Here is a 15,542-nt window from a genome sequence, read left to right on the forward strand (position 1 = left end):
CGGGTTCGGCAATGGTTGCAGAACCTACGAAAGGTCATGCGACAAGACCTTTAAAGAGAAACCAAAGAAGGGAGTAATGCCATGCCGTTCCTTGTAGCGCTCCTTGTCATTGCGCTGATCATCGCGTTCCTGTTCCTGTCCACGTTGTTCATCGTGCCGCAGCAGCAGGCATACATCATCGAACGTTTCGGCAAGTTCAACAAGGTCCAGTTCGCGGGCATCCACATCCGTATCCCGTTCGTGGACCGTATCGCCATGAAAACCAACATGCGCGTCAACCAGCTCAACGTGCAGCTGGAAACCAAAACCCTCGACAACGTGTTCGTCACGGTCGTCGCCTCCACCCAGTTCCGTGTGAACCCGGAAAACGTGGCCACCGCCTACTACGAGCTGCGCGACCCGGCCGGGCAGCTGCGCTCCTACATGGAGGATGCCCTGCGTTCCGCCATTCCGGCGTTGAGCCTCGATGACGCCTTCGCCCGCAAGGACGACGTGGCCTTCGACGTGCAGAAGACCGTCGGCAACGAAATGTCCCGTTTCGGTTTCACCGTTGTCAAAACGCTGATCACCGCCATCGACCCGAGCCCGCAGGTCAAGAACGCCATGGACTCCATCAACGCCGCCCAGCGTGAGAAGGAAGCCACCCGCAACCGCGCCGAAGCCCAGCGCATCCAGATCGAGACCCAGGCCGCTGCCGAGGCGGAGAAGACCCGTCTTCAAGGCGAGGGCCAGGCCAACTACCGTCGCGAGATCGCCAACGGTATCGTCGACCAGATCAAGAGCTTGCAGGCTGTCGGCATGAACATCGGCGATGTGAACAATGTGGTGCTGTTTAACCAGTACCTCGACGTGCTGCGCTCCTTGAGCGAATCCAACAACGCCAAGACCGTCGTGCTGCCCGCATCCACCCCTGGCGGCTACCAGGACATGTACAGCCAGATCACGCAGGCCATGGTGACAGCCAACGAAACCGTCGGCCAGCACTCGACTGTGCCGACACCGCCGCACGTCGCTCCGACGACGCCGCGTATCTGACACATGTTTGGTGATGCCTGCAGTCGTCGGGCATACGTTGATTGGCCGCAGGCATGTGAATCGCAGGAAAGCGAAAACGAAAAAAAGAATCCCTTCTTTCGTCGGGGAGCCACGTAGATGTGACGGAGAGTGCGGAAACGATGAAAGAAGGGATTCGTGTTGCAAGTGCGCCGTCGTACCACGACACACGTCTGTTATACGGAAGGCTTCGCTCGGACGTCAGGCCAGAGTGACAAGCTTCCCGGGAGAAGGTGCGTTGAGACATTCAGCAGCATGCGCTTCCATGGAACGGAGCTGGTCTTGCAGATCCATGACTTTCTTTTCCAACCATGCGATGGTCATGGATTGGGAGATGACGAGCAGGTCGCGCTGGTCAGCTGCGGCTTCGTTGGCAAACGATTGTGCTTCGGTCATGATTTGCGGATCTGCTTTCCACCGTGCGATGGCGCGTTCGATACGTTTACTGCCAACGATTTTCGGGTTAAGACCTGCGCTGGCGAAGATGCTGGTCGGCCCGTTGCCCCGTAAGTATTGCGCCATGCAACGCACTTGGAATTCCCTTGAATAGGTGATACGGTCCATTGATGCCCTTTCTACCGCGGGCAAGGTGTTGAGATAGTAGACTTCCGCCTGGGTGAAATGACGTTTCATATTGTTCCCCTTTGGTGTGAAACCGTTTGACATTCCACAATCTGAAGATTATTGCTGATGGTTTCATTTTATTTTTGACATTTTGGTCGAAAAGGTCATTTGGCACGAAACAAGGGTTTCTGGCACGAAACAACATGTTCCATATCGTTCAGGCGGGGTTTCTTGAACGGTTTTCGAGTTTCAGGCACGCGCGGACCGTGGCTTCAGGGTGTTCCCTTAAGGGTGGCGAAGCGCGGTGAAACACTTTAGACTTAGGAGCAATTATCAACATATTCCCAGAAAACGAGGAGGTGAATGTGCCGGTAGGTATCACATCCAACGTTGGGAAAACCGGTCGCGGTCCCATTATCGAGGTTAAAAACCTACGCAAGGAATATCCAGTGCTCGATGAGACCGTCGTAGCGCTGGAACGTGTCAATCTCGCCATTCCGCAAGGGCAGATTTGCTGTATCTATGGTGAGTCCGGATCCGGTAAATCCACCCTGCTCAATCAGCTTGCCGGCATGGAAAAACCAACTAAAGGTGGTGTACGTATTGCAGGTGTGCCCATCAGCAGGCTTGACGAACGGCAGCTGGCCGAATTCAGGCAGAAGCACCTTGGCTTCGTGTTCCAGTCGTACAATCTGCTGCCCAATCTCAATGCCATCGAGAATGTGGCCATGCCACTGATGTTCCGAGGCGTGCCGAAGCGTAAACGCGAGATGATCGCGCGTGCCATGCTCAAGCGGGTCGGCCTTGGCAAACGCATGAACCATTATCCGGCCCAGATGTCTGGCGGTCAGCAGCAGCGCGTCGGCATCGCCCGCGCTTTCGCGGCACGTCCGCAAGTGGTATTCGCCGACGAGCCGACCGGCAATCTCGATTCCAAAACCAAAACCGAAGTGATGGATATGATTTGCTCGTTCGCACGCGATTTCAACCAGACCATCGTGCTCGTCACACATGACGACAATATGGCGCAATACGCCGATCGCATCGTCACACTTCTTGACGGCCGCATCATCGGCGACCGGCTTACGTAACATTCACGACAACGCATATCGACAACTATGACGACAACAGAAGGGCCTTCCATGGGCAACAACACAAGAATCGCAACACTGCTCAACGGGGCAATCTCACTATTGGCGGTGGTCGCCATCACGTTGGTATGCATCGTGCCGACGGCGTTCGCCGAAGATGGCGCCAATACTTCCGATGCTCCGGGTGCGGGAGCGGACAACAGTGTTGAGCAGATTGCTGGGCCGGTGCCGAACATCATTATCACCAATTTCACCTATGGCGACGGGTCGGTGGCGGTCGGCAGCACCTTCAACCTCGGTTTCACCTTCCAAAACATGGGCAAAGTGGCGGTGAGCAACATGGTGGTCACCGTGGACGGCGGTGAGAATTTTGCCATCTCCGGCGGTACGAACACGTTCTACTACGATGCGCTGAATGCGGGAGCTGCGTTGACGCAGACCGTGCCGATGCAGACACTGGCCAGTGCGAAAAACGGCGCGCAGGGCATCGACATCAGCTTCAAATACGAGTACGTGGACGGTGCCGCACGCAGCTCCAACACTTCCGACATCAAAATTTCCGTACCCGTTTCGCAGCCTGATCGTTTTGAATTGAACGATCCAGTGGTGCCCAATATCGTCAACGCAGGTGAGGAAACTACTATCACCATGGATTACGTGAACAAGGGCAAGGGCGACGTTTCCAATGTCGAGGCGAGCGTTGAAGGCGACGGTATCACCGCCACGCAGGCCAAGCAGTACGTCGGCAATGTGGCGTCCGGCGCGTCCGGCTCCATTGGATTCGCATTCACTGCGGACAAGCCCGGCGAAACCGAGGCGAAACTGACGGTGACGTATGAGAATTCCGATGGACAGCCGCAGACCAAGGAATTTCCGGTGAAAATCAATGCCGTTGAAGCTCCTGTTCCGGATGATTCCGATACGGATGTTGACGTCCAGGATCAGAGCATGCCGGTCTGGGTGTGGATAGTGGCGGCGGCCGTTGCACTCGTCGTGATTGTATTGACGGTCGTATTGGTGGTCCGTCGCCGCCGTAAGAAGGCAAAGCAGGTGGCCGATGATGACGATTGGGATTGGGAGACTGCCGATCTTGGAGCCGATAAGCAGGGTAAATCTACTGCCATGGCTGCCGATGCGCCGACGCAGGTAATCGCCACGGCAGGTGGCACATCGGCCGCCTCCGTATCCGCAACGTCATCTTCCACTCCATCCGTCAAGGAGTAGGCATGCGATTTTCGGATATCGCACATACTTGCGCGCAGAATTTGCTGCGGCGCAAATCGCGTACGATTTTGACGGTGCTCGGCGTGATCGTCGGCTGCTGCTCCATCGTCCTGATGATTTCGATTGGACAAGGCATCAGCGAGCAGAATGAGCAGATGCTCAAGAGCATGGGCAATCTCAACGACATTACCGTCACAGCTGCCGGCGGCTCGGGCGCGTACGACAGCTCTGGCGTCGGTATGTCGAGTTTGTCTTCGTCGGACATGACATCATCGGATCAGCAGGCCAAGCTTGACGATGCTGCGGTACAGACGTTCCGTGGCATTTCAGGCGTCGCAGCCGTGATGCCACAGCGGTCGGCGCAGAGCACCGTGGATCTCACTGCGGGAGCCGGATCCCGATACGTGGCTCAATATGCTTCTGTGATGGGTACGGATATGACCCAGCTTGAAGCATCGGGATACAAGCTCGTTCAAGGGCGTATGCCGAGGCGTGCCGGAGAAGTATTGCTCGGCAAATACGCGGCATACCAGTTTATGGATAAGTATCGTTCCGATGATGACTCCAGGCGTATCGCTCCCGGTGATTATGAGTGCGATGAGAACGGTTGCAAGGAGAGCGAGGGGGAGAAGCCGTTCTTCGACGTACTGACCACGAAACTCAATTTGATTACCGGAGCCGATTATCAAAGCCCTGACGATTACCGCAAAATAGGCAGCACTTCGATGAGTTCCACCGATTCAGGCGACGGCGATGGTATTGCCAGTTCGCAGAATCCTGTGGTTTCCATGCCTCTCACCGTGGTCGGTGTGTTGGACGCTGCAACCAATAATTACGATGCATTCAGCTCCGGTGTAGTCATGTCGCTGGAGGATATGGACACATTGCAGGCCAAAATCGACGGCAAAACCAATACCACCAGCCGGACCAAAACAAACTACGACCAAGTGGTGGTGCACGCTCAAAATATCAAGGATGTGCCGGGTATCGAAGCGCAGATCAAAATGTCTGGCTACCAAACCACGTCCTTCGAACAGACCCGCAAGGAGATTGAAAAGCAGAGTCGTGGCATCCAGCTCGCATTGGGAGGCATTGGCGCGGTGTCATTCCTGGTGGCGGCCATCGGCATCGCCAACACCATGATTATGTCCGTGTCGGAACGCACTCGGGAAATCGGCATTATGAAGGCGCTCGGCTGCTATGTGAATGATATTCGCACGATGTTCCTATGTGAAGCAGGTGCCATCGGTCTGGTCGGTGGACTTATCGCCTGTCTGATTTCCGCCTTGGGGTCGCTGAGCATCAATCTGCTGTCGTTTGGTGGATTCAGTATGGAAAACGTAGGCAAAGCGATTATGGGCGGTGACGACGTGAACCGAATCTCCGTGATTCCATGGTGGCTGTTTGTCGTGGCCGTGTTGTTTTCGATTCTGGTGGGCATACTCGCCGGTTTTGGGCCAGCTAATAAGGCTGTGAAGATTCCTGCGTTGGACGCCATCAAGAACGAGCAATAGCGATTGCGATTGACAATAATGCTTATGGTCGGCCATGTGCTGTTCAGCGTGGGCCGGCATTTCGCGATTGTTCAACGTTCCCTGTCGATTTTTGACGGTGCCGGCTAGTTGCGTGATTAACGGGCCAAGACGCGGCGAATGCGATCAGCCACCGCTTCCACAGTCAGCCCGTAACGTTCGTCAAGCTCGGCAAGGGGCACACGATCGGTGAATTCTTTCGATGCGCCGAAATTGAGCGCATGCACAGTGGCTGCTTTCGGATTAGTGGAATTCGCGTAGAACGCGGTCACTTTCTCACCCCAGCCGCCTTCCAGCTGGCCATCCTCCAAGGTGACGACCACACGATGGCCGTCGGCAAGCACGTCCAGCAGCTCGCCATCCATCGCGGAATACTGCTGCGCGTCGATAAGCGTCGCATTGATATCGTCGTCGTTTTCGAGCGTTGCCGCCACCTCGGCCGCCAACGGCAGTGTATTGCCCAAGCCGAGAATCGCCACTTCACGTCCCGGACGCACAATCTGGTACCGCGTGAAAGGGCAATCGCCGGTAATATCGATCGTCGTCTCGTGCGTGTCGGCACGTTCGGCCGGGTCGAACGCCATATCGGCGGAACGCTCCATGGCAAGAATCTGCTCGCCGGGCATGCGGATAGCCGTCACACCATGATCAGACGGCCCCGTGGCCCATGCAAGCATGTCCAGCATCTGCTCTCCGCTGGTCGGTGCCAGACAGGTCACATCAGGCGTGTTGGCGAACATCGTCATATCGAACGTGCCGGAATGTGTATTGTCCGCGCCGGAAATGCCCGCTCCGAAAATCAGCAGCGTCGCCGGAACATGATTCAACGCCAGCTCCTGCTGCAACTGGTCGTAAATACGCTGGAAGAACGTGGCGGAAGTCGCCAGAACCGGCCGGCCTCCAGCCTTCGCGATGCCTGCGGCGAACGCGGCCGCATGCTCCTCGGTAATGCCGGTGTCCACATAATGCGATCCGGCACGTTCACGGAAATCACGGGTGATGCCATTCGAACCAGGGGTGGCGGGGGAGATGACCACCAGTCCCGGCTCGTTTTCGAAACGGGACTCCAACGAAGCCATGGCCATCTGACCGTAGTATTTGCGCGCGTCAAGCGGCTTGCCGAGCGCGCTGTCCGGATCCTGCCAATGATTCGCCTCGCATTGGCCGGCATGCGGCTGCGGATTGGTCTGGTTGCATCCGTCGGAACCATCCTGCGCCTCGGTCTCATCGCTGAAACCCAAGCCCTTGGTGGTGTGGATATGCAGCACGACGGGATGGTCGATATCCTTCAAGTCTTCAAGCGCCGCGACCAGCGTGTCCACATCGTTGCCCTGCTCCACATAACGGTAGTCAAGTCCGAACGCCTTGAACAGATTCAGCTCCGCGGTTCCGTTCGACGCGCGCAGACGGGCAAGATTGCCGTACATGCCACCGAAATCCTCGGCGATCGACATCTCATTGTCGTTGACGACGATGATGAGATTACCGCCCTGTTCGGCAGCGTTGTTCAGTCCTTCGAAAGCGATCGCCGAGCTCAACGAACCGTCGCCGATGATGGCGATGACGTTGCCGATTTCGCTTGCTCCCGCAGCGGTATGTTGCATATCACGTGTTTTGGCAAGACCGCAGGCAAGGGAGATGGACGTGCCGGTATGGCCCAGCACGAAGGAATCATGCTCGCTTTCCAACGGATTGGTGAAACCCGTCACCTCGCCGAACCGCGACTCGTCCAGATACGCCTCGGCGCGCCCGGTAAGCATCTTGTGCACGTAGCTCTGGTGGGAGACATCGAAAACGAAACGGTCACGTGGAGAACCGAACACGCGGTGCAACGCCACGGTAAGCTCCACCACGCCAAGATTCGAACCGATGTGGCCACCATGCTTCCGGCCGTAATCCAACAGCGTGGAACGAATCTCCAGACACAGATCACGCAACTGTTGCGAAGAAAGGGCATGCACATCCGCCGGAGAATGAATCGAACCCAGTATGCCAGCGGTCATTATGCGCAACTGTCCTTCCCTGAACCTGTCTTCTTTACCGCGGAAAATCCTATCCCACTGTATGCCTCTGCCGGGGTGTCGGTTGTGAAATACCTGCAAAGTCTTCTCAACTGCGGCACAATGGAAACGATGAAATGAATCGAACCACCGAAAAACCGCGAAGGAGCGCTGACCATGAAAGCCGTATACGTAGCAGGAACCGATTATGACAATCCGCTGTCGCAACTCAAGGTGGGGGAGCTGGACACGCCCGAAACCAAGCCGTTCTGGAGTACCATCCACGTGGCCGCAGCCAGCGTGAACCACCACGACATCTGGAGCCTGCAGGGCGTGGGACTCTCCGCCGAACAGACGCCGATGATTCTCGGCACCGACGCGTCAGGCGTGCTCGACGAGGACATTCCTGTTCGCAAAGGGCTGAAAGCCGGAGCCGAAGTGGTGCTCTACACCTTCGTCGGCACCGACGGCGCCGGCGTCATGCCGGGGGAGCGGCGCACCATCCTATCCGAAAAATACGCGGGCACCATGGCCGAAACCACCCAAGTGCCCAGCGCCAACGTGTTCGCCAAACCCGCCAACCTGACCCTCGATGAGGCTGCTGCGCTCGGCACCAGCTGGCTGACCGCCTACTCACTGCTGTTCACATCGGCCAACGTGAAACCGGGAGACACCGTGCTCGTCCAAGGCGCGGGCGGCGGCGTGTCCACAGCGGCCATCCAACTCGCCCATGCGGCAGGACTGGAAGTGTTCGTCACGTCACGCAGCGAAGAGAAACGAGACCGCGCGATCGCCATCGGAGCCGACGCCGCCTTCGAAACCGGCGCGCGACTGCCGCATAAGGTCGACGCCGTCATCGAATCGGTCGGCGCGGCCACCTGGAGCCATTCCGTCAAATCCGTACGCCCCGGCGGCACCATCGCCATCTGCGGAGCCACCACAGGAGACCAGCCTGGAGCCGAACTGACCCGCATCTTCTTCCAGGACATTCGCGTGCAAGGCAACACCATGGGTTCGCGTGACGACTTCGCACGACTGCTCAAATTCGTGGAACACGCCGACCTGCACCCCGTCATCGACTCCACCTACGCGCTTGCCGACGCGCCCGCGGCGTTCCGCAAAGTGGTCGACGGCGACGTTTTCGGAAAGGTCGTGCTGCACATCGAGCCGAGTAAGTAAAGTAGGCGGTGTTCTGGAACACATAAGTCTACGTAAATCCTTCGGAGGTTTTGATGGCAGACAACAAGCCTGAAGTCGCGGTGATCATGGGATCGGCAAGCGATTGGGAGACCATGAAGCACGCATGCGAGATGCTCGACCAGTTCGAGGTGCCGTACATGAAGCAGGTGATTTCCGCGCACCGCACCCCGGAACTGATGGGTGAGTTCGCGCACAACGCCCGTGCCAACGGGCTGAAGGTCATCATCGCCGGCGCGGGCGGCGCGGCCCACCTGCCGGGCATGGTCGCGGCGCAGACCACACTGCCGGTCATCGGCGTACCGGTACGCTCCCACGCGCTGTCCGGCTGGGATTCGCTGCTGTCCATCGTGCAGATGCCGGGCGGCATTCCGGTGGCCACCACCGCCGTCGGCAACTCCGGCGCAACCAACGCCGGCCTGCTCGCGGTGAGCATTCTGAGCGCCACCGACGAGCGACTGGCCAAGGCGCTGCAGGACTATCGTGACTCCCTGAAGGAAAAGGTGGCTGAATCCAATGCCCAGCTTGTCTGAGGAAACCAACGGCCGTATCGAACGACTGATGCCCGGCGCGACCATCGGCATCATCGGTGGCGGCCAGCTCGGCCGCATGATGGCGCTGTCCGCACGCTACATGGGCTTCCGCATCGGCGTGCTCGACCCGACATCCGACTGTCCGGCCGCTCAGGTCGCGGATTTCCAAGTGACCGCCGAATACGACGACATCGCCGCCATCCGCGAACTGGCTGAAAAGTCCGACGTGCTCACCTACGAGTTTGAGAACGTGGACGCCGACGCCATCGACCAAGTGCGTTCCCTCGCGGCGGCCCCGCAAGGCACCGATCTGCTGCGCGTCACGCAGGACCGTGTCAACGAGAAGCGGTTCATCAACGACCATGGCACGCCCACCGCGCCGTGGAAGGCCGTCAACAGCGTCGAGGAACTTGAAGCGGCACTTGATGAGATCCACTATCCGGCTGTGCTCAAAACCCGTTCCGGCGGTTACGACGGCCACGGCCAGACCGTGCTCAAGTCCGAAGCCGACTTGGAGCAGGTGCGCGCCCGCGCCGACCATGACGGCAGCTTCCCGCCAAGCATTCTGGAAGGCTTCGTCGATTTCGCGTTCGAAGCGAGCATCCTCGTCGCCGGCAACGGCAAGAATTACGTGACCTTCCCGATCGTGCGCAACGAGCATCGCAACAACATCCTGCACATGACCATCGCGCCGGCCGAAGTGGACGAAACCGTGGCCAAGGAGGCGCACGAGCTGGCGTTGCGACTGGCCAAAGGCTTCGAACTCGCCGGTATTCTGGCCATCGAACTGTTCATCACCAAAGACAACAAGGTCATCGTCAACGAACTGGCCCCACGTCCGCACAATTCCGGCCACTACACCATCGAGGCCTGCTCGTTCGATCAGTTCGACGCGCACATTCGCGGCATCGCCGGCTGGCCGCTCGAACAGCCGCAGCTGCTCAAGCCCGCCGTCATGGTCAACGTGCTCGGCCAGCATGTGGCGCCGACCCGTGCGCTCATCGCCGACCATCCCGAATGGAACGTGCACGACTACTGCAAGGCGGAAGTGCGCCACGACCGTAAGATGGGGCACATCACCGTGCTGACCGACGACACCGCCAAAACCGTGGCCGACCTTGAGGCCACCGGCTGCTGGGACGACTTGAAGAAAGCCTGACATCATAGGTAATGAGTGAACATATCGTGCGGCAGACCCGCCAGAAAGACGCCATCCGCGACGCGCTGAACGGCTGCGACGAATTCATCTCCGCGCAGGAGCTGCACCGCAAGCTGGAAGACCGTGGCGAACATATCGGACTCGCCACGGTCTACCGGCAGCTCAACGCCCTGGCTGAAGCCGGCCGCGCCGACACGGTCCGTCTCGACGGGCAGCAGCTGTTCCGCCTGTGCGGCGATGACGGGCACCATCATCACCTCGTCTGTACGAACTGCGGCAAAACCGTGGAAATTGAATCGCCTTCCGAAAGCTGGCTGAAAGGCATCTCCGACAAGTACGGCTTCACCATCGAACGGCACACGCTGGAGGTGTTCGGCCTGTGCGAGGACTGCCGGAAGGCGGACAAGTAGCGGCTGTCTGCCGTATTTCCGTTGGAATCGTATCGCCATCGGCGCAATCCAATCGTAAAAATCGTAAAGAAAAAACGTTGGACGTTGTCTTTTTCAGACGCATATATGACAATAGGGCATTGCAAACGAACTAAGTGGGGTTATGCGTGACCAAAGCAACATCGAAAAACGAGCCGATTGAGGAGCTCGACATCGCTACCGTGGACCCGATGGCCAAGAAAGCGGGCAAGGAGTTCCCCGGCTGGCTCTACGGCGTGCTATTCGTGCTGTTCGATGCGGTGGGCGTTGCCGCCCTGCAGATCGGTGTCAGCGAATCCGCCACTCGAGTCCAACTATCGAACAACATGTGGCTCACCGGTTGGGGATTCGTCGGCAAGATGTTCACCAGCGCCAATTTCGTGGCGGTGCTGAACCTCATCCTATGGGGCGTCCTGTATGTCATTCTGCTGATGCTCACCAATCGTTTCTGGGTGGCCACGCCGGTTTTTCTGGCAGTCACGTTCATCATCGCCGTGATTGAGCATTTCAAGGTTTCAATACGATACGAGGCGATTCTGCCAAGTGATTTGAACTTTCTGAAGGCCGACGCCGGCAATCTGATGAGTTTCATGCCGTCCGGCGCGCAATGGACCATTCTGATCGCGGTGGCGGCGTTTGCCGCGTTCGTGGCGCTGTTCGTCTTCCTGAACCGCCTCGACGCGCGTCACGGCAGACTGTTTCGCGGCTCCGATAAGCGATCCCGCTCCGTGAACGCGATCGCAAGACTGCTGCTGATCCTGCTTCCAGGCCTGTTCTTCACGCTGTATTCGATGCAGGTGAGCACCGTCGGCTCGTGGGCCAAAGGCTTCGCCACCGTCATGGGGGACAAGCCCTCCATGTGGGACTCCGTATACGACGCCCAGCGCAACGGGCCGCTGGTGGCGTTCACCCGTCAGCTCAACCCGAAAGTCATGGTCAAGCCGGACGACTATTCCGAAGAGACCATGAAGCAGGTCGCGGCCCGCTATGAGAAGGCCGCGAAGAAGATCAACGCGAAACGTTCCGCGAACATGACCGACAGCACCGTCATCTACGTGCTGTCCGAATCCTTCTCCGACCCGTCCCGCGTGCCGGGACTCAAAGTCAACAAGGATTCCATACCGAACATCCGCAAGATTAAGCAGAATACCACGTCCGGCCTGATGCTGTCCTCCGGATACGGCGGCGGCACCGCCAATCTGGAATACATGGGACTGTCCGGCCTGAGCATGGCGAATTTCGATTCCTCCCTGACCAGCCCATACCAGCAGCTGGTGCCGAGCGAGCATTGGACGCCGACCATCAACCAGATGTGGGGCGCGTCCAAGAACTCCATCGGACTGCACCCGTACGAGTCGTCCATGTATTCGCGCGCCACCAACTACAAGAAGTTCGGCTTCTCGCATTTCTACACGCTGACCGGGCCGGACGTCATCTCGCATCAGGACAAGATCGACGATTCGCCGTACGTCTCCGACGAGGCCACCTACCAAAGCACGCTGGAGGAAGTCAGGAAAACCAAGTCGAACCAGTTCCTGCAGGTCATCACCATGCAGAACCACATGCCCTACCATGACTGGTACAAGCACAACGACTTCAAAGCCTCCTCCACCACGGGAAAGCCGTTGAAGGACGACGAGAAGGAATCCATCGAAACCTACCAAAAGGGCGCGTCCCTGACGGATGGGGCGACCGCCGGATTCCTCAGCGAACTCGACAAGCTCGACAAGCCGGTCACCGTGGTCTTCTACGGCGACCATCTGCCGGGCATCTACTCGTCGGCTTCCGCTGATGACGGCAACTCGCTGGCGTTACATCAGACGGACTACTTCATCTGGTCCAACAAAGCCTCCGGCACGCAAGGCAACAAGATCGACAACGCCGAATACTCGTCGCCGAACTTCTTCGTGGCCCAGGCGGCCGAGCACATGGATGCCAAAGTTTCCCCATACCTGGCGTTCCTCACCGAAATGCATTCCAAGATCTCCGCCATGGAACCGCCGGTCGTGAACAACATCCAAGGCTGGGACCGCATCCCCGAAGGACAGAACATCTATCTGGACTCCAAGGGCGAGCCCATGGCCGAAGACGATTTCGACGCCGAAACCAGACAGCTGCTGGCCGATTACCGGCTCATCCAATACGACATCACCACGGGGAAGAATTATCTGAAAAACACCTCGTTCATGACCCTGCCGTAACGAGGACGGCGCGCCTTCCGCACGGCACTACACTCGACGTACCTTTGTACGCCTTCGTGTCGTGCCGCGTGGAATTCGCGCGCGTCTGAGAATACGCTAAGGGGCTTGTTCCAATTATGGAACAAGCCCCTTAAAACGTTTCACGGCGTCAGCATGACGTCACATCATGCGTTCAACGCCTTGAAACCGATGTCGTGACGGTAGAACATTCCCGTCGTGTCAAGCTTGTCGATGATGCCGTAGACCTTGTCCTGCGCGGTTTTGATATCGGCCGCGGAGGTCTCCACGAAAAGCACGCGGCCGGAATTCGCCACCAGGCCATGCTCGCCACGCGTCACGCCGGCATAGTAGACGTGGGAATCGTCGTCGACCTTGATCTCAGGAATCGCGGCACCCTTGACCACATTGGTCGGATAGCCGTCGGAAGCGAGCACCACGCCGAGAGTGGCATTGTCCTCATCCCAAGTGAATTCCGGGGTCTCATCGTTCAGAATGGCGTTGATGCCGGCACCGAGATCGGACGTGAGCTTCGGCAGCACCACTTCGGTCTCTGGATCGCCGAAACGCGCGTTGAATTCAATGACCTTCGGTCCGTCGGCGGTGGCGATGAGGCCGGCGTACAGAATGCCGGTGAACGGCGTGCCCTCGTCGGCCATGGCCTGAACGGTCGGCTTGACGATGGTTTCGATGGCGGTGTCGATCACATCCTGACCGATCTGCGGAACCGGGCTGTAAGCGCCCATGCCGCCGGTGTTCGGCCCCTTGTCGCCATCGTAGGCACGCTTATGATCCTGCGAAATCGGCATCGGCCAGAAATCGGTGCCGTTCACAAAGCTCATCAGAGAGAATTCCTGACCCTCAAGGAAATCCTCGATAACCACCTTCGCGCCGGCGTTGCCGAAGCGGTGGTCCACGAAAATGTCCTCCAAAGCGGCGATGGCGGTCTCCTCATCCATCGCCACGGTCACGCCCTTGCCTGCGGCCAGGCCATCGGCCTTGATGACGATCGGCGCGCCATGCTCGCGCACATAAGCGGTGGAACGCTCCAAATCGTCGAACGTCTGGTACTTCGCGGTCGGAATGTCGTGACGTTCCATAAGCTGCTTGGCGAAGTCCTTGGAACCCTCGATCTGCGCGGCGGCCTTGTTCGGGCCGAACGCCTTGATGCCGGCGGCCGCGAAATCGTCGACGATGCCTTCGATAAGCGGCACTTCCGGTCCGACGAACACCCAATCGTAACCATTGTTCTTCACGAAATCGATGAGCGCCGCATGATTGGACGGGTTGAGCTGCGTGGTGCGGATGCCGTCAAGTTCCATGCCCGGATTGCCTGGAGCCACAGTGACCTCGCTGACGCTGTCGCCACGCATGAGCGCGTGGGCGATGGCGTGTTCACGCGCACCGGAACCAATGACCAGAACCTTCATATTTCCTCCTGTTGTATCCCTTATGGGGAAGAGTGCCAATCTCAAGAAATAATATCGGGGGTGCCTGTTCGGCTACCCCCGTATGTTCGTTTACTGCAGTTCGACGTCCTCGCCGGTCTTCTTGACGATATTGCCCAGCACATAGCCGGCCTCGCCATTGGACTTCAGCAGTTCCATGGTCTTATCGGCATCTTCGGCGCTGACCGCCAGCACCATGCCGATACCCATGTTGAAGATGTTGAACATTTCCATATGGTCGATTTCGCCGGCCTTCTCCAGCACGTCGAAGATCGGCAGAACCGGCCAAGAGCCGAGGTTGATATGCGCCGCGAGACCATCGGGGATCATACGCGGGATGTTCTCGATGAAGCCACCGCCGGTGATGTGCGCGACGCCCTTGACCACGCCGGCCTTGAACAGCGGGGACAGCGTCTTGACATAGATCTTGGTGGGGGTGAGCAGCACGTCGCCGAGCTTCTCACCGCCGAGCTCATCCAGCTGGGTGTCGACGGTGTATCCGGCCTGTTCGAACAGGGCCTTGCGCACCAGGGAGAAGCCATTGGAATGCACGCCGGTGGAGGGAAGGCCGATCAGCACGTCGCCTTCGACAATCGAGGAACCATCGACTATGGCGGACTTCTCGGCCACGCCCACGGCGAAACCGGCCAAATCGTACTCGTCCTCGTCGTACATGCCCGGCATCTCGGCGGTCTCGCCGCCGATCAGGCCGCAATCGGCCTGCACGCAGCCGTCGGCCACACCGGATACGACCTGCTCAAGCAGGGCAGGATCGTTCTTGCCGCAGGCGATGTAATCCAGGAAGAACAGCGGTTCCGCGCCCTGGGCCGCGATATCGTTGACGCACATGGCCACGCAGTCGATGCCGATGGTGCTGTGTTTGCCCGCCATCTTGGCGACGACCAGCTTGGTGCCCACGCCGTCGGTGCCGGAAATCAGCACCGGCTCCTTGTAACCCAGGGAGGCGAGATCGAACAGGCCGCCGAATCCGCCGATGCCGCCGACCACGCCCGGACGATTGGTGCGCGCCACATGCGACTTGATGCGCTTGACGACTTCGTAACCGGCTTCGACGCTTACGCCGGCTTCTTCATATGCTTTTGGCATATCAAACC

Annotated in this window: 13 protein-coding genes; 9 read left to right on the forward strand and 4 right to left on the reverse strand. The window is 58.4% G+C overall.

The features are described 5' to 3' along the window. Positions 1–81 precede the first annotated feature (81 nt). Positions 82–1,035 carry an SPFH domain-containing protein gene (locus BAD_RS02710; protein ID WP_011742957.1) on the forward strand — a complete coding sequence of 318 codons (954 nt, stop codon included), beginning with the start codon at positions 82–84 and terminating at the stop codon, positions 1,033–1,035. A gap of 219 nt (positions 1,036–1,254) precedes the next feature. On the opposite strand, the gene BAD_RS02715 is transcribed toward BAD_RS02710, so the two are convergent. Continuing rightward, the gene (locus BAD_RS02715; protein WP_035009905.1) at positions 1,255–1,686 is read right to left on the reverse strand and encodes a hypothetical protein; all 432 of its coding nucleotides are present in this window, start codon (positions 1,684–1,686) and stop codon (positions 1,255–1,257) included. A gap of 344 nt (positions 1,687–2,030) precedes the next feature. Between BAD_RS02715 and BAD_RS02720 the strand changes: the two genes are divergently transcribed. Genes BAD_RS02720 through BAD_RS02730 form a run of 3 tightly spaced genes read left to right on the forward strand, consistent with a single transcriptional unit; the run spans position 2,031 to position 5,446 of the window. Next, positions 2,031–2,708 (forward strand): ABC transporter ATP-binding protein, encoded by a 678-nt coding sequence (locus BAD_RS02720; RefSeq protein ID WP_034984323.1) that lies wholly within the window; start codon positions 2,031–2,033, stop codon positions 2,706–2,708. A gap of 51 nt (positions 2,709–2,759) precedes the next feature. Next, positions 2,760–3,932 carry a COG1361 S-layer family protein gene (locus BAD_RS02725; protein ID WP_035009902.1) on the forward strand — a complete coding sequence of 391 codons (1,173 nt, stop codon included), beginning with the start codon at positions 2,760–2,762 and terminating at the stop codon, positions 3,930–3,932. Positions 3,933–3,934: 2 nt separating this feature from the next. After that, the gene (locus BAD_RS02730) at positions 3,935–5,446 is read left to right on the forward strand and encodes an ABC transporter permease (protein ID WP_011742961.1); all 1,512 of its coding nucleotides are present in this window, start codon (positions 3,935–3,937) and stop codon (positions 5,444–5,446) included. 116 nt (positions 5,447–5,562) lie between these two features. Here the strand turns inward: BAD_RS02730 and BAD_RS02735 are convergent, their stop codons facing one another. Further along, positions 5,563–7,467, reverse strand: a complete 1,905-nt coding sequence (locus tag BAD_RS02735; RefSeq protein ID WP_011742962.1) for a 1-deoxy-D-xylulose-5-phosphate synthase — start codon at positions 7,465–7,467, stop codon at positions 5,563–5,565. A 174-nt stretch (positions 7,468–7,641) separates the two neighbouring features. Between BAD_RS02735 and BAD_RS02740 the strand changes: the two genes are divergently transcribed. The 5 genes from BAD_RS02740 to BAD_RS02760 all read left to right on the forward strand — a co-directional run bounded on the left by BAD_RS02740 (position 7,642) and on the right by BAD_RS02760 (position 12,982). Beyond that, the gene (locus tag BAD_RS02740; RefSeq protein ID WP_011742963.1) at positions 7,642–8,643 is read left to right on the forward strand and encodes a zinc-binding dehydrogenase; all 1,002 of its coding nucleotides are present in this window, start codon (positions 7,642–7,644) and stop codon (positions 8,641–8,643) included. A gap of 53 nt (positions 8,644–8,696) precedes the next feature. Then, a complete protein-coding gene (purE, locus tag BAD_RS02745) occupies positions 8,697–9,194 on the forward strand; it encodes a 5-(carboxyamino)imidazole ribonucleotide mutase (RefSeq protein ID WP_011742964.1) in 498 nt (165 codons plus the stop codon). Beyond that, on the forward strand, positions 9,178–10,353 hold the full coding sequence (gene purK / locus BAD_RS02750) for a 5-(carboxyamino)imidazole ribonucleotide synthase (RefSeq protein ID WP_041777269.1): 1,176 nt from the start codon (positions 9,178–9,180) through the stop codon (positions 10,351–10,353). Before purE ends, purK begins: the two co-directional genes overlap by 17 nt. A gap of 11 nt (positions 10,354–10,364) precedes the next feature. Next, positions 10,365–10,763 carry a Fur family transcriptional regulator gene (locus BAD_RS02755; RefSeq protein WP_011742966.1) on the forward strand — a complete coding sequence of 133 codons (399 nt, stop codon included), beginning with the start codon at positions 10,365–10,367 and terminating at the stop codon, positions 10,761–10,763. A gap of 209 nt (positions 10,764–10,972) precedes the next feature. Beyond that, entirely contained in the window at positions 10,973–12,982 is a 2,010-nt protein-coding gene (locus BAD_RS02760; protein WP_011742967.1) for an LTA synthase family protein, read from the forward strand. Positions 12,983–13,146: 164 nt separating this feature from the next. Here the strand turns inward: BAD_RS02760 and purD are convergent, their stop codons facing one another. Together purD and purM are read right to left on the reverse strand one after the other, a co-directional pair. Further along, positions 13,147–14,409 (reverse strand): phosphoribosylamine--glycine ligase, encoded by a 1,263-nt coding sequence (gene purD / locus BAD_RS02765; protein ID WP_003808576.1) that lies wholly within the window; start codon positions 14,407–14,409, stop codon positions 13,147–13,149. A 90-nt stretch (positions 14,410–14,499) separates the two neighbouring features. Next, on the reverse strand, positions 14,500–15,534 hold the full coding sequence (gene purM, locus BAD_RS02770; protein WP_011742968.1) for a phosphoribosylformylglycinamidine cyclo-ligase: 1,035 nt from the start codon (positions 15,532–15,534) through the stop codon (positions 14,500–14,502). Positions 15,535–15,542: the final 8 nt, after the last annotated feature.

This window comes from Bifidobacterium adolescentis ATCC 15703, assembly GCF_000010425.1.
GTDB classification, from domain to species: Bacteria; Actinomycetota; Actinomycetes; order Actinomycetales; family Bifidobacteriaceae; genus Bifidobacterium; species Bifidobacterium adolescentis.